The 19,623-nt window shown below is 65.8% G+C and carries 13 protein-coding genes and 1 pseudogene; 12 read left to right on the forward strand and 2 right to left on the reverse strand.

From position 1 onward, the window contains the following. Positions 1–188 precede the first annotated feature (188 nt). The 3 genes from Y958_RS23935 to Y958_RS23945 are packed head-to-tail and all read left to right on the forward strand — an operon-like array spanning position 189 to position 4,952. Complete coding sequence (locus Y958_RS23935) at positions 189–1,199, forward strand: isopenicillin N synthase family dioxygenase (RefSeq protein ID WP_088874457.1); 1,011 nt, start codon at positions 189–191, stop codon at positions 1,197–1,199. Further along, entirely contained in the window at positions 1,183–3,288 is a 2,106-nt protein-coding gene (locus Y958_RS23940) for a hydantoinase/oxoprolinase family protein (RefSeq protein ID WP_088874458.1), read from the forward strand. The genes Y958_RS23935 and Y958_RS23940 overlap by 17 nt, the downstream gene beginning before the upstream one ends. Positions 3,289–3,293: 5 nt before the next feature. Beyond that, the gene (locus Y958_RS23945; protein WP_088874459.1) at positions 3,294–4,952 is read left to right on the forward strand and encodes a hydantoinase B/oxoprolinase family protein; all 1,659 of its coding nucleotides are present in this window, start codon (positions 3,294–3,296) and stop codon (positions 4,950–4,952) included. Here the strand turns inward: Y958_RS23945 and Y958_RS23950 are convergent. Next, complete coding sequence (locus Y958_RS23950; protein ID WP_088874460.1) at positions 4,931–5,911, reverse strand: LysR family transcriptional regulator; 981 nt, start codon at positions 5,909–5,911, stop codon at positions 4,931–4,933. The genes Y958_RS23945 and Y958_RS23950 overlap by 22 nt on opposite strands. 228 nt (positions 5,912–6,139) lie before the next feature. On the opposite strand from Y958_RS23950, the gene Y958_RS23955 reads away from it, so the two are divergent. Next, complete coding sequence (locus Y958_RS23955; protein WP_244909697.1) at positions 6,140–6,877, forward strand: SDR family NAD(P)-dependent oxidoreductase; 738 nt, start codon at positions 6,140–6,142, stop codon at positions 6,875–6,877. Positions 6,878–6,929: 52 nt separating this feature from the next. Further along, positions 6,930–8,348, forward strand: a complete 1,419-nt coding sequence (gene allB, locus Y958_RS23960; RefSeq protein WP_088874461.1) for an allantoinase AllB — start codon at positions 6,930–6,932, stop codon at positions 8,346–8,348. A 61-nt stretch (positions 8,349–8,409) separates the two neighbouring features. Here the strand turns inward: allB and Y958_RS23965 are convergent, their stop codons facing one another. Then, a complete protein-coding gene (locus tag Y958_RS23965; protein ID WP_244909675.1) occupies positions 8,410–9,405 on the reverse strand; it encodes an alpha/beta hydrolase in 996 nt (331 codons plus the stop codon). Positions 9,406–9,722: 317 nt separating this feature from the next. On the opposite strand from Y958_RS23965, the gene Y958_RS23970 reads away from it, so the two are divergent. The 7 genes and pseudogenes from Y958_RS23970 (at position 9,723) to Y958_RS24000 (ending at position 19,576) form a co-directional block, all read left to right on the forward strand. Next, positions 9,723–10,814: an AraC family transcriptional regulator gene (locus tag Y958_RS23970; protein ID WP_244909676.1), complete on the forward strand. Its 1,092-nt coding sequence runs from the start codon at positions 9,723–9,725 to the stop codon at positions 10,812–10,814. A gap of 157 nt (positions 10,815–10,971) precedes the next feature. Next, complete coding sequence (locus Y958_RS23975; protein ID WP_088874463.1) at positions 10,972–13,272, forward strand: TonB-dependent receptor; 2,301 nt, start codon at positions 10,972–10,974, stop codon at positions 13,270–13,272. A 153-nt stretch (positions 13,273–13,425) separates the two neighbouring features. Further along, the gene (locus Y958_RS23980; protein ID WP_088874464.1) at positions 13,426–15,468 is read left to right on the forward strand and encodes an acetoacetate--CoA ligase; all 2,043 of its coding nucleotides are present in this window, start codon (positions 13,426–13,428) and stop codon (positions 15,466–15,468) included. Next, positions 15,465–16,892 carry an MFS transporter gene (locus tag Y958_RS23985; protein ID WP_244909677.1) on the forward strand — a complete coding sequence of 476 codons (1,428 nt, stop codon included), beginning with the start codon at positions 15,465–15,467 and terminating at the stop codon, positions 16,890–16,892. The genes Y958_RS23980 and Y958_RS23985 overlap by 4 nt, the downstream gene beginning before the upstream one ends. After that, on the forward strand, positions 16,889–18,571 hold the full coding sequence (locus Y958_RS23990; protein ID WP_088874465.1) for a tannase/feruloyl esterase family alpha/beta hydrolase: 1,683 nt from the start codon (positions 16,889–16,891) through the stop codon (positions 18,569–18,571). Before Y958_RS23985 ends, Y958_RS23990 begins: the two co-directional genes overlap by 4 nt. 183 nt (positions 18,572–18,754) lie before the next feature. Further along, positions 18,755–18,877, forward strand: a pseudogene (locus tag Y958_RS23995) (IS3 family transposase); the annotation flags it as partial. A 429-nt stretch (positions 18,878–19,306) separates the two neighbouring features. Then, positions 19,307–19,576, forward strand: a complete 270-nt coding sequence (locus Y958_RS24000; protein ID WP_088874467.1) for an NHLP leader peptide family RiPP precursor — start codon at positions 19,307–19,309, stop codon at positions 19,574–19,576. The last annotated feature ends 47 nt before the right edge of the window (positions 19,577–19,623 follow it).

The raw sequence follows: 19,623 nt of genomic DNA on the forward strand, positions 1-19,623 counted from the left end.
TTTCGCGGGCCAAGCCAACTATTGCGCTGGCGGGATACTGCAACAGTGATCATTCGGCCACGGCGCCATCAGGAAAAAGCACCGCATTGCCTTGCCGTGTTGCCGTAATCATCATCGCAACGGGCCGTCCGTCCTGAGCACTGGGCCGCCTGATGGGGTGGGCTCAAAGAATAGTCTCGGAGGTTGAAATGAGCAGAAGCGAACGCAGCGCGGACGATATTGCCGCCGCCAGCGCCATTTCCCTGGCTGAATTACCTTTAATCGATTTCGCGCCCTTCCTGTCGGGTGATGCGGCCGCGCGCCGACGGGTGGCTGCCGAGATCGCGCACGCCTGTGAGGAGATCGGCTTCTTCTACCTGGCGGGTCACGGTGTGCCGCAGGCGACGGTGGACGGTATCTTCGGCCAGGCCGACGCCTTCTTCTCCCGCGATAAGGCGGACCGCCGCACAGCCATGGCGACGCCTGACTGGTATCGCGGCTGGATCCCCGCGCCGGAGGCCCAGCCCCTGTCGCGCAACACCCGCATGTTCGAGCAATATCGCCTGCAGCACGAATGGCCGGCCAACCCGCGCGATATGCAGCACGCCGACATTTTCGACAAGCCCAACCGCTGGCCCGACGACATGCCGGCCTTCAAGCAGGCCAGCGAGGACTACCTGGCCGCCATGCTGACCTTCTCCCGGGAGCTGCTGCGCGCCTTCGCCCTGGGCCTGGGCGTGGCGGAGGACCGCTTCGACGATTGCTTCCACCAGCCGGCCTCGCAGCTGAGCATGAACTATTACCCCCAGCTGCCTATGGACGCGCACGACGAGGTGTCCAACATGGTGGCCCACACGGACGAAGGGCCGTTCACCGTCCTGGCGCAGCAGGATGTCGGCGGGCTGGAGGTGAAGCGCCGCGACGGCGTGTGGATCCAGGCGCCGCCGGTGCGGGGTGCCTTCACCATCAATGTCGGCGACATGATGATGTGGTGGTCCAACGGCCGCTTCCTGTCCAACTATCACCGCGTGCGCAACCGCGACGGCGCCCGCCGCTTCTCCGTGCCCTACTTCGCCAACCCCGATCGCGAGGTCGTCGTGGCCCCGCTGCCCGAGCTGCTGGCGAGTGCTGAGCCGAAGTACAAGCCCGTGCGCGTTGCCGACCATCTGGCCCGCTTCTATTCCACGCTGTCCAAGAATCCCCATGACATCTACAACTGACCGCGGCCCATCCGCGCCCAAGGGCGCGCGTATCGGCGCCGACATTGGCGGCACCTTCACCGACATCGTGCTGGAGGTGGGCGACCGCCGGCATTCCACCAAGCTGCTGACCACCTACGACGCGCCGGAGCGTGCCTTGCTGGACGGCGTGCGCCTGCTGCTGGACGAGGCGGGCGTGGCGCCCGCCGAGGTGTCGCTGGTGGTGCACGGCACCACGCTGGCGACCAACGCCCTGATCGAACGGCGGGGCGTGCCGACCGCCTTGCTGACCACCGACGGTTTCCGCGATGTCCTGGCCCTGGGCAGCGAAAGCCGCTTCGACCAGTACGACATCGGCATGGAAAAGCCCCAGCCCCTGGTGCCGCGCCGGCTGCGCGTGGGCGTGGCGGAGCGTATGGACGCGCGCGGTCAGGTGCAGGTGCCGCTGGACGGCGATGCTGTGCGCGCCGCAGCGGCCGAGTGGCGGGAGCAGGGCATCCGCAGCGTGGCCATCGCCTTCCTGCACAGCTACGCCAACGACAGCCATGAGCGTCGGGCGGCGGAGATCCTGGCGGCGGAGATGCCGGGCGTCAGCCTGTCGCTGTCGTCGGAAGTCTCGCCTGAGATGCGGGAGTATGAGCGCTTCTCCACCACCGTCGCCAACGCCTACGTCCAGCCGCTGGTCAATGCCTATCTGCACCGCCTGGATGACAAGCTGAAGGCCATGGGCTTCGGCTGCCCGTTGTACCTGATGCTGTCGTCCGGCGGCCTCACCACCGTGGACGCCGCCGCCCGCTATCCTGTGCGGCTGGTGGAAAGCGGCCCCGCCGGCGGCGCCATCTTCGCGGCGTCGGTGGCGGCGGAGCGGGGCGTGGGGCAGGTGGTGGCCCTGGACGTTGGCGGCACCACCGCCAAGATCTGCCTGATCAACGACGGCATGCCCCAAACCTCGCAGGTGTTCGAGGTCGGCCGCGCCCACCGCTTCCGCAAGGGCAGCGGCCTGCCGCTGCGCATCCCGGTGGTGGAGATGGTGGAGATCGGCGCCGGCGGCGGCTCCATCGCCTCGGTCGACAATGCCGGCCGCTTGGCGGTGGGCCCGCACAGCGCCGGTTCCGAGCCCGGGCCGGCGGCTTATGGCCGGGGCGGCACCCGCCCCACCGTGACGGACGCCGACATCACCCTGGGCCGCATCGACCCGTCGCGCTTCGCCGGCGGCAAGGTCACGCTGAACGCCGGCGCCTCCCACGACGCCCTGGCGGCCTTGGGCATCTGGGACGGCAAGGCGGAGACGCTGGCTATCGGCGTCAGCGAGATCGTGGACGAAACCATGGCCAGTGCGGCCCGTGTTCACGCCGTGGAACAGGGCATGACCCTGGACGACCGCAGCCTGATCGCCTTCGGGGGCGCCGCCCCCCTGCATGCCGCGCGCTTCGCCGAGAAGCTGGGCATTCGTGAGGTCATCATCCCGTCGGGTGCCGGTGTCGGCTCCGCCATCGGCTTCCTGCGGGCGCCGGTGTCCTATGAGATGGCGCGCAGCCTGACCCTGCGGCTGGACCAGCTGGACCTCGACCGGCTCAACAGCCTGCTGGACGGCATGACGGCCGAGGCGCGGGCCCTGGTGGAGGCGGGCGCCCCAGGGGCGGCCCAGGTGGAACGGCGCACCTGCCTGGCCCGCTACAAGGGCCAGGGCTATGAGATCCCCTTCGAGATCCCGGCCCGCACCCTGGTGCCCGAGGATGTGGACCTGCTGCGTGCGGCGTTCGAAACGGCCTACCGCACCCAGTACGGCGGCGTGACCCTGGACCTGCCCATCGAGGCGCTGACCTGGCGTGTCACCGTGGGATCGCCCGCCTGGAAGCCCAAGGATACGGCGGTGGTCACGGCCACCCGCGACCTGGAGGTCACGGAGCGGCGGCCGGTGATCGACCCCGACAGCGGTGCTGCGCTGCCCTTCGCCCTGGTGCGGCGCGAGGTCCTGCGGCCGGGCGACCGGGTCCAGGGGCCGGCGCTGATCACCGAGCGTGAGACCACCACGGTGGTCTCCCCCCGTTTCGATGCCTGGATGGACGCCAACGGCTATCTCATCCTGACCCGGCGTGAGGAAGGTTAACCGCCATGACGGCAGCGTTGAATGAACTGCGCACCCAGGTGATCTGGACCCGCCTGATCTCCATCGTGGAGGAACAGGCCCAGACCCTGATGCGCACGGCCTTTTCCACCACCGTGCGCGACGCCGGCGACCTGTCGGCCGCCCTGTTCGACCTGGAAGGCCGGTTGATCGCGGAGGCCGTGACCGGCACCCCCGGCCATGTGAACTCCATGGCGGCCGGCGTGCGGCATTTTCTGGCCAAGTTCCCCGTGCCGACGATGGCGGAGGGGGATCACTTCATCACCAACGACCCCTGGCTGACGGCCGGCCACCTGCATGACGTCACCGTCCTGTCGCCCGCCTTCCACCAGGGGCGTATCGTCGGGCTGTTCGGCGTCTGCTGCCACCAGGTGGACATCGGGGGCCTGGGCCAGGGGCCGGACGGCCGGTCGGTCTTCGAGGAAGGCCTGCAGATCCCGCTGATGAAGCTGGCCAGCCGGGGCGTGCTGAACCAGGATCTGCTGGACATCCTATGCCTGAACGTGCGCACGCCGCTGCAGGTGCGGGGCGATGTGCTGTCCTACATCTCCAGCAACGAGTCAGCGGCGCGGCGGCTCAGCGCCATGCTGGCGGAATTCCGGCTGGACGACCTGGCCGGTGTCGCCGACTACATCGTCGATCGCTCGCTGGCTGCCACCCGGGCGGAAATCGCCAGGCTGCCCCAGGGCAGCTGGACCAGCAGCCTGACCATCGACGGCTATGACCATCCCATCACCCTGCGCGCCCGCCTGACGATTGATGGCGAGCGCATCCTGGTGGATTACGAGGGCACCGACGCCTGCGTGCCGCGCGGCATCAACGTGGTGCTCAACTATTGCCGGGCCTATACCATCTTCGGCCTGCGCTGCGTCATCTCGCCGGAGGTGCCGAACAACTACGGCGCCCTGCTGCCGTTCGAGGTGGTGGCGCCGGAGGGCAGCATCGTCAATGTCCAGCGGCCCTGGCCGGTGGCCGCCCGCCACGTCATCGGCCAGATGTTGCCCGACCTGGTGTTCGGCTGCCTGTCTCAGGCCATCCCGGATCGGGTGCCGGCGGAGGGCAGTTCCTGCCTGTGGAGCGTGCAGTTGCGCGGGCGCCAGCCGGCGGGCGAGCCCCAGGCCGGTGAGAGCTTCGACGCCATCTTCTTCAATAGCGGCGGTTCGGGCGCGCGTCCCAGCCAGGACGGCCTGTCCGGCACCGCCTTCCCCAGCGGTGTGCGCGCCATGCCGGTGGAGATCACCGAGAACAGCGCCCCCATCGTCATCTGGCGCAAGGAGCTGCTGACGGACAGCGGCGGCATCGGCGAACGGCGCGGCGGCCTGGGCCAGCGGGTGGAGGTGGCCATGCGCGATGGCAGCGCCTTTGAGGTGCTGGCTATGTTCGAGCGTGTGGACCATCCCGCCCAGGGCCGGGATGGCGGCGGAGACGGTTCGCAGGGGTCGGTACGCCTGGCGTCGGGCAAGGCGATGCAGGCCAAGGGCCTTCAGCAAATCCCGGCCGGCGACCGGCTGGTGCTGGACATTCCCGGCGGCGCCGGCCTGGGGGCGGCCACATCGCGCGCCGCGGACCTGGTGGCGCGCGATGTGGAGGAGGGCTTCGTCTCCGCCGAAGCGGCCGCCCGCCTTTACGGAAGCGGCGTCGGCTGACCCTCGAAGGGCACCTGCTCCTCCTCCGGATAATAGTCGCCCAGCGTGGGCAGCGACCGGCAGTCGTTGAGTTCGCGGGCCATCTGCTCGGCGAACTTGGCGGCGGCCAGGGGCAGGGGGCGCCCCTTCAGCTGGCCCAGGACCAGCGGCCCATAGGTGCGGTCCAGGTCACTGATGCGGCGCACGGCGTAGCGCGGGTCGTTGCGCCACAGGTCGGCGCCGATGTCGATCTGGAAGGCGATCAGGTTGGACACCGCCACCAGGTCGCCCAGCAGGTCGAAGCTGTTGGACTCCACGCCGATGGACAGCTTGGCCGAGCTGGCCGCCAGGCGGTTCTCAATGATCTCACGCCCGCCGAACGATGATTCCGGCATGGCGGTTTCATACTCCGCGCACTCGCGCAGGCGCAGGATATCCTTGGCCGCCAGCGGATGGTCGGCGCTCATGATGGCGACCAGGCCCTGGCCGATCGACATGATCGGGTGCAGTTCCGGGTGACGTAGCGGGCGGAAGATCAGCACCAGGTCGATGTCGAACGCGGTCAGCTGCCGCATGGCCGTGGAATGGTCGGTGACCGTGATCTTGAAGCGCACGTTGGGGTGCTTCTTGCGGAAGGCGGCGACCTGCCGCAGCACGAAGCCGCGCGCCACCGCCTGGCTGCAGGCCAGCCGCACCTCCCCCCGCTGCAGGCCGGACAGTTCCTCGATCTCCGAATAGACCCGGCGCAGGTCCGCCGATTGCGAGCGGATCCAGCGGATCAGCACCTCACCGGCCGCGGTCAGGCGGACGCCGGAGGAATGGCGTTCGAAGATGGGGGCGCCCAGGTCGTGTTCGACATCCTGGATACGCCGCAGCAAGGCCGAGGGGGTGACGTTCAGGCGTTCCGCTGCCTGGCGTACCGATCCGATGCGGGCGACCTCGTTTATGTAGATCCAAATTCGCTGATTACGCAGAGCCATGACGGGTCCCTGTTCGTTTTTGGCTACGCCCCACCCCAGCTTTAGCACAACTGTGGCAACGGCATATCTTTAATGTCAACGGGGTGGGGCGCTAACCATCCGACCTTGCATTCCAGATTGATCTAAATCTGTCCAAATATCCATAGTTGCCTGACGCAATATAGAGGAAAAGAAATGGATCTGTTCCTTGCAGGAAAGAAGATTCTTGTCACCGGTGCTGGCAAGGGAATGGGCCCGGAGATTTGCCTTTGTTTTGCGGAAGAGGGTGCGGATATTGCAATTTTAGGGAGAGATATGGCGCCGCTGAACGAACTGGCGGCAAAAATAGAAGGGTTGGGCGTGCGCGCGCTGGTGCTGTCGTGCGATGTGCTGGACGCCGCGCAGTGTGAGGCCGCCGTTTCGGCAACGGTCGAAGCATTCGGCCAGGTAGACGTGCTGGTCAACGTGGCGGGCGGCACCGGCCCGGTGGGAACCACGGCGTGGGACACCACGTCGGAGGCCTTTGACGAGATCGTGCGTCTGAACATGACCGGCTGTTTCAACACCATGCGCGCCGTGCTGCCGGGCATGATCGCGCGCCGCTATGGCAAGATCGTCAATGTCGGCGGCACCTTCGGCTTGCGCGGCCGCGCCGGCCGCATGGCTTATTCGGCTTCCAAGTGGGGCCTGCGCGGCATCACCAAATCCACCGCCATCGAGGCGGGGCCGCATAACATCAACGTCAACATCGTCGCCCCCGGCATGGTGGACGGTCCGCGCTTCCGCACCAAGGTGATGCCCGCCGTGGCCAAGGCCCGCGGTCTGACGGAGGAGGAGGTGATCGCCGAGCACGCGGCCGAGTACGCGCTGCGCCGCATCAGCACCGCCCGGGACGTGGCCGCCGCCTGCCTGTTCCTGGCGTCCGACGTTTCCAAGCAGATCACCGGTGTCGACCTGCCGGTCGACGGCGGCTGGGCCGCCCTCTGACCCCTCGATCCAATTTGGCATCCGATTTAGGCATCCTTGCGGGAAAAGCATCATGAAGGCAGACATCGTCATCAACGGCGCCACCCTGGTCACCGACAGCGCTCAGTTCCAGGCCTCCGTCGCCATCAAGGACGGCGCCATCCTGTCCATCGGCGCCGCTGAGTCCATGCCTGAGGCGGCGGAGGTGGTGGACGCCCGGGGCAAGTACATCCTGCCCGGCGCCATCGACGCCCATGTGCATTTCCGCGACCCCGGCTATACCCACAAGGAAACGTGGGAGACGGGGACGGCCAGCGCCGCCATGGGCGGCGTCACCACCGTGTTCGAGATGCCCAACACCAATCCGCCCACCGGCACGGTGGAGGCGTTGAACCTGAAATTGAAGTCTGCCGAGCAAGCCTATGTTGACTTTGGCATTTATGGCCTGCTGGGGGAAGACAACCTTACGGAGCTGGAGGCCTTGATCGAGGGCGGTGTCGCCGGGTTCAAGTGCTTCATGGGCAACACCTTCGGCAACCTGCCGTCGCCGCCCACCGGCGCCATCCTGGAGGGCTTCGAGATCGTGGCCAAGCACGGCTACCGCATCGCCCTGCATGCCGAAAACGCTTCCATCATGGCGCGCCGGTCCAAGAAGCTGCGGGAGGCCGGCCGCTGTGACCCGCTGGCCCACCTGGACGCCCGGCCGCCGGTGGTGGCGACGGAGGCCGTGTCCCGCGCCGCCATCCTGGCGGAATGGACCGGCGCCCGCATCCACATCCTGCACGTCTCCTCAGGTGACGAGTTGCGCCCCCTGCGGGAGGCCAAGGCGCGCGGCGTGGACATCACGGCGGAAACCTGCCCGCATTACCTGCTGCTGGATGAGCGCGCCTACACCGAGAAGAAGTCGCTGATCCGCGTGAACCCGCCGGTGCGTGAGAAGACGCATCAGGACCAGCTGTGGCGCGCGGTGCAGGACGGCACCATCGACATGATCGCCACCGACCACGCCCCCCATTCACATGAGGAAAAGCATCGCGACGACATCTGGACGACGGATTGTGGTTTCACCGGCGTGCAGACGCAGATGCCGCTGATGCTGACGCAAGTGGGCGCGGGCCGCCTGTCGCTGACCGACTATGTGCGCATGACCTCGCTCGCCCCGGCCAAGGCCTTTGGCCTCTACCCGCGCAAGGGCGCCCTGTTGCCAGGTTCGGACGCCGACTTGGTGATCATCGACATGGAGCGGGAAACCCAGGTGGATTCGAGCAAGCTGAAGTCCAAGGGCTCTAGCACACCCTTCCACGGCCACGCGGCCAAAGGGGCGCCGGTGCACACTCTGGTTCGCGGCCGCTTCGTCATGCGGGATGGCGCCTTGGTGACGGAGGCCAAGGGCCACGGCTGCAACGTCCGCCGCATCCAGCAGATGCCGACGCCCAAGCCCCGCAATGTCGAGACGACCACGGCGGCCATCGTCAGAAAGAACCGTAAATAGAGGATTTGCCGCAGCGCGAACCGTATGGGGCATCCCCTGGGCCTTGCCGATATTTCCCGTTTCACAATCCTCTGATCCGCCTGGGGTCCACCGGTTCAACCGGCACCCCGGCGGCCCGCTTCTTGTCATCATAAACCGCGCGTGTTTTCAGCACGGTTTCATCTATCCACCCCGGGGGGCGTATCTGGCGGCCGATGAATTCCATCGCGTCGAGAAGCCGTGGCACCAGCGATGGGCCCACATGGTCTGCGCCGTGCACCAACCGATATTCGTGGCCGACCCCGGCGTCAAAAAGGATGCGATGCAGAAATTCCGCCCCTTGATTCAGGTACAGCATGTCCTGATCGCCGACATCGATGTAAATGGGCAGGTCGGTGAGCCGCCCGGGATCGCGCTTGGCGATTGTTGGGGGATGGTTCGCCGCCCAGTATTCGAGATCGATGGGCGAACCGAACATTGGCTCGATCACCTTTTCCGGCCGCCAGAATTTGACGCGTGGGCCCGCGTCGCTCCAGGACAGGACGGGCTCGACAGCGGGTTCCAGGCCTGCCACGGCGCCGAAGACTTCCGGGTGTTTGAACGCGAGCCGCAGGCTTCCCAGTCCGCCCATGGAATATCCGCCGACGAAGCTGTCTCGCCGCTCCGCCGACACGGCCAGGGTGTCGCGCAGGTGGGGGAGCAGGTCGGAAATGATGAACGTTTCCCACCGCTGCGACCCGTCCTTGAAATCCATGTACAGGGATCGGCGTGCGCCGGGCGTGGCGATGACCACGGGCGGGATTCGGCCGTCGGCTATGGCGGCGTCGATCGCCGGAACGAAACGCAGCAAATCCTGATCGCTTCCGTTGCCGCCATGCAGAAGAAGCATGAGGGGAAGGGGACGCCCCTGACCGTAGGCCGGTGGCGTGTAGATGCTGACAGGGACGTCCCCCGGGACGTTGGCTGATCGTAGCGTGACGCTACGCACCTTCCCCGCAACCTTGCCTTCGGCATGGACGCTGGCCGGCATGCTTGCCATCGCGGCCATCGCGACCGCCAAATCACGTCGGTTGATCACCGGAAGTTTCCCCATCGCGGCGACCTTCGGGCACGGCCCCGGCGCATTCCGGTCAAGGATGCGAGAGGGCGTGTGGGCGAGGAGGTCAAGCGCTTGGTATTAATTTTATTAGACTGTGAATAAATGATTTGGCGTGTCAAGGTTCCTTGCACGGCGCAGGCGGGGCCGCGGCGGTGCGTGTGTGTCATGGAAAGAAGCTATCGTGCGGCGCGCCACCGTCACCCGGCTCTTGCGGCGCGGATGGGGCACTGCAAATAATGGACGCCTTGCGGTACGCGACATCGGCCCGGCCATGTCGCCATAAGAACGAATACGGGATGGAAGAAGAACCCACGGGAAAAATGGGGTTGGATGGCGAGGCGGTCCGGCAACTGCTGCAAGGCGCCGTGCTCAAAGGGTTAGACCCCCACGCGCTTTTACGGGACGCGGCGATCGATCCGGCGGTATACGGAAACGCGCGCGCCGCGATCGATGGCCAAGCCCTGGTCCGACTGATCCGTCGGATTCAGTTCGCGCTTGATGACGTCTATCTCGGCTTCTTCGCCCAAGGCTGCCGCCTCGCGCTTGAGGCCGAGCGGCTCCTGTCCTTCCTGCATTGCGCCACCCTGGGCGAGGCGCTGCGGGTCAGCATCCGCTTCACCGACGCGATGTCCGCCGATGTGGGGCCGGGCATCACCGAAGAGCACGGCTCCGGCCTTCAGCACATCTGCAAGTACCAGACCATCCCAGGTGTAAACCGGGACATCCTGGTCTGGATCAGGTTCGTCTGGATATATCAGTTCTTCAGTTGGCTGATCGGCCGGCCGCTGGTGCTTCGCGGCCTTTCCATCCGGGGGCCGCGCCCCATCCAGGAAAACGGTTTCGATCGGTTCGCGCTATTCCGCTGTCCCGTGCAGTTTGACGCGCCGGTGGATGCCTTGTCTTACGACTGGGACGACCTGGCGGTGCGCCTGGTGCACAGTTCCATCAAGGAATATGACGATTACTACGCGAGCGAGCCCGACTGGTTCGACATTCCCGACCGTGGCCCGACCTGGCGGGAGCGGACGCAGCAGGTGCTGATCGATTTCCAGCGCGCCGGCCTCTGGTCGGCGCCGGTCGAGGTCGTCGCCGCGCGCCTGCGGACGCGTCCCCGGCGGCTTCGCCAGGATCTGTCGCTGGAAGGGGAGTGCTTCCAGGACATGAGGACGCGCCTGCGCGGGGAATTGGCCGCGGCCTACCTGCTTGCGAGCGATCTGCCGATCACGGAGATCGGCCTTACCGTGGGGTTCAGCGAACCCGGAAGCTTTTCGCGCCATTTCTACGCCTGGGCCGGAATGACGCCATCGGCATACCGCACCGAATATATGGCCGACGCGGCAAAGGTCGGCGCCGCGACCGTCCTTCTCAAGGATCGGCGTATCGCATAGGCGGGATGGGGCCGCGCGGCCCCCCCCCCATGTCACTTCCGCCAAATCATGGCGTCACCCGTGTCATTGCCTCTCGTCCGGCAAATGCGAAGATCCGCCTCGACCGGGGGCGTGAGATCCCCGGCGTCAATCGCATCAAAAAAAGGGAGGGGAGGACATGAGCAGCTTGAGGCTGATCCGTCGTGGGCGCGCGCTGGCTTTGGGGGCGACGGCGCTGGTCGGTGGATGCCTGGCCACGGGCCAGGTGTGGGCGCAAGCCCAGACCCAGGGGGCCGCCGTTCAGTCGCAGAATGGCGCTCAGGCCGACGCCTCGCGCGACCTCGGACTGGAGGAAATTCTCGTGACGGCCGAAAAGCGCGCCGAGGGGCTGCAGAACATCCCGATAGCGATCACTGCCGTCTCGGGGGAAACGCTGGAGAAGGCCGGCGTGAAGGAGGTGGGCGACCTCGTCCAACTCGCGCCCAGCCTCCAGTTCGGCACGCGGTCCACCAATGTGTTCATCGCCATGCGCGGCATCGGCCAGGCCGGGCAGGACATCGGCAGCCAGTCGGGTGTGACCGTCTCGCTCGACGGTGTTCCGTTGCTCAACCATTTCATGATGAACCCGTCCTTCCTCGACGTCGAACGGGTGGAGGTTCTCCGCGGACCGCAAGGCACCATCCAGGGCCGCAATGCGACGGGTGGCGCCATCAATGTCAACAGCAAGGCCCCGACCGATCAGACCGATGCCGAACTGGCGCTTACCGGTGGCAACTATTCGCGTTTCGGGGCCAAGGGCTTCGTGAACGTGCCGCTGTCCGACAAGGTTCTGACCCGCGTCTCCTTCCAGCGGGACCGTGCGGATGGCTGGACGGACAACGCGTATCTCGGCCGCCACAACGACAATGCCGACCTGACGGAGGTGCGCGGCCAGGTGTTGGTGAAGCCGTCCGAAATCTTCAGCATCAGTGCGCTGGTCGATTACACGCGTGACCGCAGCGACCCATCGTTCAATCTTCTGCTGGGCCGTGCCGATCCGGCCAGGCCCACGCCGGCCGAAGTGCCGGGGTATGCGTATCCCCGCAACAACATTGACGACCTGACCTTCTATTTCAACGAACCCAATCAACGGGACGTGGAGGACATCAGGGCCACCCTGACCGCGCACCTGGACCTGGGGCCGGACACGTCGATTACCTCGACCACGGGCTTCATCAAGCACGATATCGACCTGACCAACCTCGATGTCGACCTGACGCCGGTCGCCAGCGCGCGGTTCGATCTCATCGGCCTGTACGCGAAGCAGGTGACGCAGGAACTCACCGCGACCACGGACGTGGGCAGCCGGGCGGATCTGGTCGCCGGCCTGTTCTACATGCACGGGGATTCGAGTGAACCGCTGTACCTCAGCACGGCGGCGGTCAAGAACCTGCTGGTCTATCTTCCCGCCGAGACGCTGGACTCGTATGCGGCCTACGCGCAGTTCCGCTACAACCTGACCGACAATCTTCGTGCGACGGCCGGTGGACGCTATACCCTCGACTCCAAGTCTTACGCGATGGATGCCACATCGGGCGGGCGTCACTATCTTCTCGGCGACAACGATATCTGGAAGGCTTTCACGCCCCGCTTCGTGCTTGACTACGCGCCCCAGGACAACACGCTGGTTTATGCAAGCGTGTCCCGTGGCTTCAAGTCGGGTGGCTTCAACACCCTGGGCGACATCACGCAGCCGGTTAATTTCTTCAATCCGGAATATGTCTGGAACTACGAAATCGGCACCAAGGCCAAGTTGTTCGACAACAAATTGCGCATGGGCCTTACCGCGTTCTATGCCGACTACACCAACCTGCAACAGACCGTCTTCCGCACGAACGTGCAGACGGGGGTGCAGTTCCCGAAGGTCGAGAACTCGTCCGCCGCCACGATCAAGGGCGTCGAATTCGAAGTCGAGGCCATTCTGGCTGAAGGGTTGAAGGTGGCCGGGGCGGCCACGCGCCTCGATACGGCATTTGGGAAGTTCTGCAACAACGATCCGCTGTATCCGACCCTGCCGACCGCCGCCGCATGCGTGGGTGTGACCAGCGATGGCCAGGCTTTGCCGCCCGGTGCCAAGAACTTGGAAGGCAATACGCTGACCCAGGCGCCGAAATGGCAGTTCAACGTATCCGGCGAGTACGTCTTCCCGGTTTCCGGCGCCCTGGAGGTCACCGCGCGCGCCGATTACAAATGGCAAAGCAGGGTCTATTTCGACATCTACAACAATCCGCTCGTCTCCCAGGACGGGTACGGGCTGTTCAACGCGTCGGTCGGCCTGGGCACCTTCGACAAGGCCTGGTCGCTGACCGGCTGGGTCCGCAACGCCTTCGACGTCCGCTATATCAGCCAGGCGAACACCAGCCCCGGTGCGACGGCGTACACCGCCGGGTCCATCGGCATGCCGCGCATGTACGGGGCGACGCTCTATCACAGGTTCTAAGCGGTACCAGTTCTGAGCGGGCCTCGAGGCCCGGGTTCCGCGCGGTCCGGATGGGCCGGCGCTCGGCATCCGGGTCTCGATCGCGGCCCTACGCAAGGCCTGGCGCTGCGATCCGGAGCGGCGCTGGCCATCGATTCACGAGGAAAGTCCGACATGACAAATCGCGGGGCGGGCGACAGCGTCCCCCAGATAAGACTGTATCGGGAATGGCTGCATCGGGAACGCGGCCTGACGTTTCCCGACTACGCGGCGATGTGGGAATGGTCGCGCTCCGATCTTGCCGCGTTCTGGCTGAGCATCTGGGACTATCACGCGCTGGAATCCCCGACGCCGCCGACCGTCATCGTGGATGGGGCGATGCCGGGCGCACGCTGGTTCGCGGGCGCGCAGGTGAATTATGCGCGCCAGGTGTTTCGCCACGCCGACTTGGCCGATGCCGCCGGGCAGCCGGCGATCATCGCAGAAGGGGAAAGCGGGCAGGCCGTCGAATGGACCTGGGGCCAGTTGCGTCGGCGCACGGCGTCGCTGGCCCTTGCCTTGCGCCGCGCGGGCATAGGGCGCGGCGACGTGGTCGCGGCCTACCTGCCCAATATCCCTGAGGCGGTCGTTTCCATGCTCGCCTGTGCCAGCCTGGGCGCGGTGTGGACGATGTGCTCGCCCGATATGGGCACGCCAGCGGTGCTGGATCGATTGCGGCAGGCGGCACCCAAGGCGCTCATCGCCGTCGACGGGGTCTTTTATGGCGGCCGGCGCATGGATCGCTCCGCCACCGTCGAGGCGATCCGGCGCGGGCTGCCCACCGTGGCGGCCCTGTTCGCGATCCGGACGGGACATGGCGCGGCGCACATACGGGACTCTATCGACTTCAACGGTGCCCAGTCTGCGGATGACGCAGAGGTCGCGGCGTTCGAACCCGAATGGCTGCCTTTCGATCATCCGCTGTGGATCCTCTATTCCAGCGGAACGACAGGCCTGCCCAAGGCGATCGTGCACGGGCATGGCGGCATCGTCATCTCGGCCTGCGTCGGCAACATGCATTTGGACCTGGGGTCCAGCTATTCGCTCAACACGGTCGGTGAAAGGTTCCACTGGTACAGTGCCACGGGCTGGGTGATGTGGAACATCCAGGTCGGCGGACTTCTCACCGGAACGACGATCTGCCTCTATGACGGTTCGCCGAAAGGTGCCGCGGGGCAATCGGAATGGCAGCCTTTATGGGCGTTCGCCGCGCGGCACGGCGTGACCTGGTTCGGTGCCGGGGCGGCGTTTTTCGCCAGTTGCCGCAAGGCGGGCCTGGCCTTGAACGGGATCGGTGACCTGAGGGCCATCCGCGCGCTGGGCAGCACCGGCTCCCCATTGACGGCCGATGTCCAGGACTGGGGCACGGCGCAGTTTGACGCCGTGGGCACCCCCGACATCTGGTGGTGCAACATCTCCGGCGGGACCGACATCGCCGCCGCGTTCCTGTCGGGGAACCGGGAATCGCCTCCGACGCCTGGCCGCCTTCAATGCCGCCACCTGGGCGCCTCGGTCGAGGCATGGGATGAGGATGGACGCGCGCTGCGCGGCCGGGTCGGCGAGCTTGTCTGCACGCGGCCCTTCCCCAGCATGCCGCTGTTCTTCTGGGGTGACGAGGACGGCAGCCGCTATCGCTCGACCTACTTCGACGCGTGGGACGGCATCTGGCGGCATGGTGATTGGCTGGCGGTGGAGGCTGACGGAAGCTGCGTCATCGCCGGACGGAGCGACGCCACCATCAACCGGCACGGCTTGCGGATGGGCACCGCCGATATCTATGCCGCCGTGGAGCGCCTGGGGTCCATTGCGGACAGCCTGGTGATCGACCTTGAGGACGGCGCCGGCGACAGCAAGCTGCTCATGTTTGTCGTCCCTGGCGACGGGCGCGTCTGGGGTCCGGAACTGGAGGCGGCCGTGGTCGCAACCATCCGGGACACGCTCTCGCCCCGGTTCATCCCCGACGCGTTCATTCCGGCACCGGCAATTCCGCGTACCCTGTCCGGCAAGAAGCAGGAACTGCCGATCAAGCGCCTGTTCCAGGGTTGGCCCGTGGCGAAGGTCATCGATCCCAATGTGACCGAGAATCCCGGCGTCATCCCCTGGTACATCACGCAGGCCGAGGCCTGGCGGGAACGATCGGGCGCTGCGGAAACGAAAGCCAGGGGTGACATTGGATGAACGCGCGGCAAGTGGATAAAGCGTTGCGTCAACCGTCTGCCGCGCAGCCCCTGGCTGACGGGCGGGCGCCGGCCCGGGAAGAACAAATGACGGATTCATCAGCGGCGAACAAAGGGGCGGCGACCAAAGGGTCCTCGCTCTTCAAGGTCGCGTTGACGGCCGGTGCCGGCGCCACCATCGAATGGTACGATTTCTTCGTCTACGGAACGGCCGCTGCCCTGGTCTTTCCGAAGATCTTCTTCGCGGCGGACTTGCCTCCGCTGGTGGCCCAGCTCGCGGCGTTCAGCACCTTTGCCGTGGGCTTCATCGCCCGGCCGTTCGGCGGCATCGTATTCGGCCATTTCGGGGACCTGTTCGGCCGCAAGAAGGCCTTGCTGGTCGCGTTGCTGACGATGGGCCTCGCCACCACCGCGATCGGCTTCCTGCCCACATATGCGAGTGTCGGCGTCTTCAGCCCGCTGCTGCTCCTGGCCCTGCGCTTCGTCCAAGGCATCGCCGTCGGCGGGCAATGGGGCGGGGCCGCGCTCATGGCGATCGAAAGCGCACCCCCAGGCAGGGGTGGCTTTTACGGCAGCTTCGTCCAGATGGGCGTCCCGTTGGGCGTGGTCCTGTCCAACATCGTCTTCTTCTTCGTGGTGGCGGCCTTCCCGCAAAACGCGTTCGAAACCTGGGCTTGGCGCGTACCCTTCATCCTGAGCATCGCGCTGGTTTTCGTCGGCCTCTATATCCAGACGAGGCTGGAGGAGTCGGTGGCATTCGAACAGGCCGCTCGGACGCAGGATTTCACCCGGAAGGAAAAGCGCAAGTCTCCGGTCCTTCAGGTTCTGACGCGCCACCCCAGGAAGATCGTGCTGGCGGGTGGGGCCTTCATCGCCTCGAACACATGCTTCTACGCCGCGATCACCTATGCCGTGTCTTACGGTGACTCGGTCCTGCACCTGTCGCGAAGCGCAATGCTCGCGTCCGTGGTGGCGGCGAGCGTTGTCATGGTGCCCGGCCTGCTGTTCTTCGGGGCGCTGTCGGACCGGTGGGGGCGATCAACCCTTTTCATGGCTGGGGCGGCACTGACCGGGCTGTGGTCCTTCGCCTTCTTCCCGCTGCTGGAGACGCTGTCCTATCTGGCCGTCCTGGTGGCGCTCATCGTCGAACTGCTGTGCCTGAGCGTGATGTACGGCCCGCAGGCGGCGCTTTTCGCCGAATTGTTCCCGGTGGAAGTGCGCTATTCCGGCGCCTCGCTCGGCTACCAATTGGGCGCCGTCATCGGCGGTGGCTTCGCCCCGATCATCGCGACCGCCCTGTTCGCGAAGTACGCGTCGACCCTGCCGATCTCCATCTTCCTGTTCGGCGTGTGCTTCATATCGCTGACATGCACCTATTTCTTGACCCGGGACGCCAAATCATCTTCCGCCAGGCGAGGTTCATGACCATGAAGGTTTCGGCCCTTAACATTTCAAGATTCTTCGCCCCGCTCGCCATGGCCATGGCGGCTTTCGCGCTCGCCACGCCGTCACCGGCGGCCGAGACGGCGCCAGCGGCCGATGCCGCCCGCTGTGAGGCGCTTACCCAACTGCACCTCAAGGACACCACCGTCGACAGCGCGGCGATGGTCGAAAAGGGTGCGGGGGCCACTCCGGGTCTCCGCGACGCATCGACCCTGCCGGCCTTCTGCCGAGTTGTCGCCCATGTACGATCGGCCCCCGACTCCGATATCGGGGTCGAGGCCTGGCTGCCGGTCGGCACCTGGGGCGGCGTCTTTCACGGCAACGGCAACGGGGGGTTCGCCGGCGTGCTTCAGGGCGGGTACGGCAGCATGGTCGCCGGGTTGCGGCGCGGGTACGCCGTGGCGACGACCGATACGGGAACGGCACCCGCGACGCCGTTGGACGGCGATGCGCTTATCGGTCATCCCCGCAAGTGGAAGGACTGGGGGCGTCTGTCAACCCACGTCATGACGGTGACCGGCAAGGCCGTCGCCCAGGCCTATTACGGCCGGGGTGCCACGCGCTCCTACTACACCGGCTGTTCGACCGGGGGGCAGCAGGGGCTGATCGAGGCGCTCTATTATCCGGCGGATTATGACGGCATTCTGGTCGGCGCGCCCGTCATCAATCGGACCTGGGGCCACGCCGCCGTCCTGTGGGACTTCATCGCCGCCAATCGCACACCCGGCAGCCACCTGTCGGATGCCAAGCTTCGATTGCTGAACGACGCCGCGGTCGCAAGCTGCAACCGTCGCGGCTACGGCCTGCAGGGGGACGCCTTCATCACCGATCCCCTCAGCTGTCCCTTCGATCCTGCGGAACTGGGCTGCCAGGGGGCGGAGTCCGACCAATGCCTGACGCCGGCTGAGGTCGCGACCGCCCGCGCGTTCTACGATGGCCCGACCACCGCGGACGGGCGGGCGGTCTTTTTCGGCTGGCCGCCGGGCAGCGAGGTTCAGGGCCGGTTCGGCTGGGCGTTCCTGCAGAGCGCCGCCAACGGCCAGCCGCAATTCGGCAGCTTGTTCAAATGGGTGTTCGGTGCCGACTGGGATTGGCGGGGCTTCGACCTTGATCGCGACATGCCCACGGTCGACCGCGCCCTGGGCGGCGACGTCAACGACGCCACCCAGGGAAGTCTGCGTGCATTCAAGGCGCGCGGCGGCAAGCTGATCATCTATCATGGCCTGGCTGACACGCTGGTGCCGCCGGGCCAATCGGTCGCGTTCTACGACCGCCAGGTGCGGGAACTGGGGGGCATGGACCAAGCCCGGGATGTTGCCAGACTCTTTCTGGCGCCCGGGCTGATGCACTGCGGTGGCGGCCCCGGCCCCGACGCGTTCAACTCGGCGCTTGGCGGCACGCCGCAACCGCCCGTCGGTGGTCCGGGGGATGACCTCTTCGCCTCATTGGTCGACTGGGCCAACGGCGGGCGCGCGCCCGACCGCGTGATCGCCACGAAGTTCGCGATGGGGGACCCGAAGACGATCCAGCTTCAACGGCCGCTGTGCGCGTATCCGCAAAAGGCGTCATATGATGGTCGCGGTTCGACCAATGCCGCGGAAAGTTTCGTTTGCTCATCCACGCCGAACCGCACGGAAGGTGACAAGGGCACCCAACGTTGACGCAACGGCATCTTATATTCAGGGCTTGCGCTTCAGCCATGGCCCGCGTGTTCCTCCCGTATTCGTTCATTCTGAACGGCCGGGCCCAATGCCGGCCCGGTCAGCACCCAAACTATCAATAAGTCGTTCTGCCCCCGGAGGTGTCGAACGTCGATGCGTGTGGCCAAGGCCGTCCGTCAATCAAGGAACCAGGCCAGGGCTGATGTCTTCGACTACATCGAATGCTTCTTCAACCCAACACGCTGCCATTCGATGCTGGGGTGTCTCAGCCCCGTCTACTTCGAACGAAACAGCGAGGTGGCTTGATCGACCTTATCCCGGTGTCATCCAATCCGGCAGCAGACCAGTATTCGGATTGATGGTTATGGGAGAGGGGCATGGGAAAGGGCGGTTACCGCTGTGGCGCGTTTGTTCTACAGACAGGTTCTCGACCCGTAATTACTCTCACACGAGATCGGCAAACAGCACACGCGATAAGCCGACCATCAACCACCGTATGCCTGACAGCAGGTTCCAGATTTCTTTCGGCATGTTTGCAATCACTTTGACCAATCTCATGTGAGCTGGACGTGACGAACGAAAGGAAGGTGAAGGCTCGGCCGTCAGGACGGCGGCGGGATCAGCCAGCAACCGCGCCCTGAACCCTTCATGCCCAATGAAACCTGGATTATCCCGGGGGTGCGGAACGGGGGGGTATTGCTGTTCGAGTGTTTGAACCAAAAGGGGAATGCGCAAATGCTGAATGAAGAAAATGCCAAGGTCGCCGGCCGGATCATTGCCAAGGCCTGGGCGGATGAGGGTTTCAAGGCGCGGCTGCTGGCCGATCCGTCGGCCGTGCTGGCGGCGGAAGGGGTCGACGTACCGGCGGGGATCCGCCTGTCGGTCGTGGAGAACACCGAGGCGAGCTACACCCTGGTGCTTCCCGCCCGTCCGACCGATTTGTCGGACGAGGAGTTGGATGGCGCTTCCGGCGGCTGGTGCTGGTACTGCGAACTCAGTCTCTGACGCGGCATCCGCCGTCACCTGCCCCTTGCGCCCTGTGTCAAGGAAAG

It is taken from the genome of Nitrospirillum viridazoti CBAmc (genome assembly GCF_000730165.1).
Classification (GTDB): Bacteria; Pseudomonadota; Alphaproteobacteria; order Azospirillales; family Azospirillaceae; genus Nitrospirillum; species Nitrospirillum viridazoti.

Excerpts from the sequence above, each read along its gene's own strand:
- Y958_RS23935 (WP_088874457.1), top strand. The coding sequence starts at position 189 with ATGAGCAGAAGCGAACGCAGCGCGGACGATATTGCCGCCGCCAGCGCC.
- Y958_RS23940 (WP_088874458.1), top strand. The coding sequence starts at position 1,183 with ATGACATCTACAACTGACCGCGGCCCATCCGCGCCCAAGGGCGCGCGT.
- Y958_RS23945 (WP_088874459.1), top strand. The coding sequence starts at position 3,294 with ATGACGGCAGCGTTGAATGAACTGCGCACCCAGGTGATCTGGACCCGC.
- Y958_RS23950 (WP_088874460.1), bottom strand. The coding sequence starts at position 5,911 with ATGGCTCTGCGTAATCAGCGAATTTGGATCTACATAAACGAGGTCGCC.
- Y958_RS23955 (WP_244909697.1), top strand. The coding sequence starts at position 6,140 with ATGGGCCCGGAGATTTGCCTTTGTTTTGCGGAAGAGGGTGCGGATATT.
- allB (WP_088874461.1), top strand. The coding sequence starts at position 6,930 with ATGAAGGCAGACATCGTCATCAACGGCGCCACCCTGGTCACCGACAGC.
- Y958_RS23970 (WP_244909676.1), top strand. The coding sequence starts at position 9,723 with ATGGAAGAAGAACCCACGGGAAAAATGGGGTTGGATGGCGAGGCGGTC.
- Y958_RS23975 (WP_088874463.1), top strand. The coding sequence starts at position 10,972 with ATGAGCAGCTTGAGGCTGATCCGTCGTGGGCGCGCGCTGGCTTTGGGG.
- Y958_RS23980 (WP_088874464.1), top strand. The coding sequence starts at position 13,426 with ATGACAAATCGCGGGGCGGGCGACAGCGTCCCCCAGATAAGACTGTAT.
- Y958_RS23985 (WP_244909677.1), top strand. The coding sequence starts at position 15,465 with ATGAACGCGCGGCAAGTGGATAAAGCGTTGCGTCAACCGTCTGCCGCG.
- Y958_RS23990 (WP_088874465.1), top strand. The coding sequence starts at position 16,889 with ATGACCATGAAGGTTTCGGCCCTTAACATTTCAAGATTCTTCGCCCCG.
- Y958_RS24000 (WP_088874467.1), top strand. The coding sequence starts at position 19,307 with ATGCTGAATGAAGAAAATGCCAAGGTCGCCGGCCGGATCATTGCCAAG.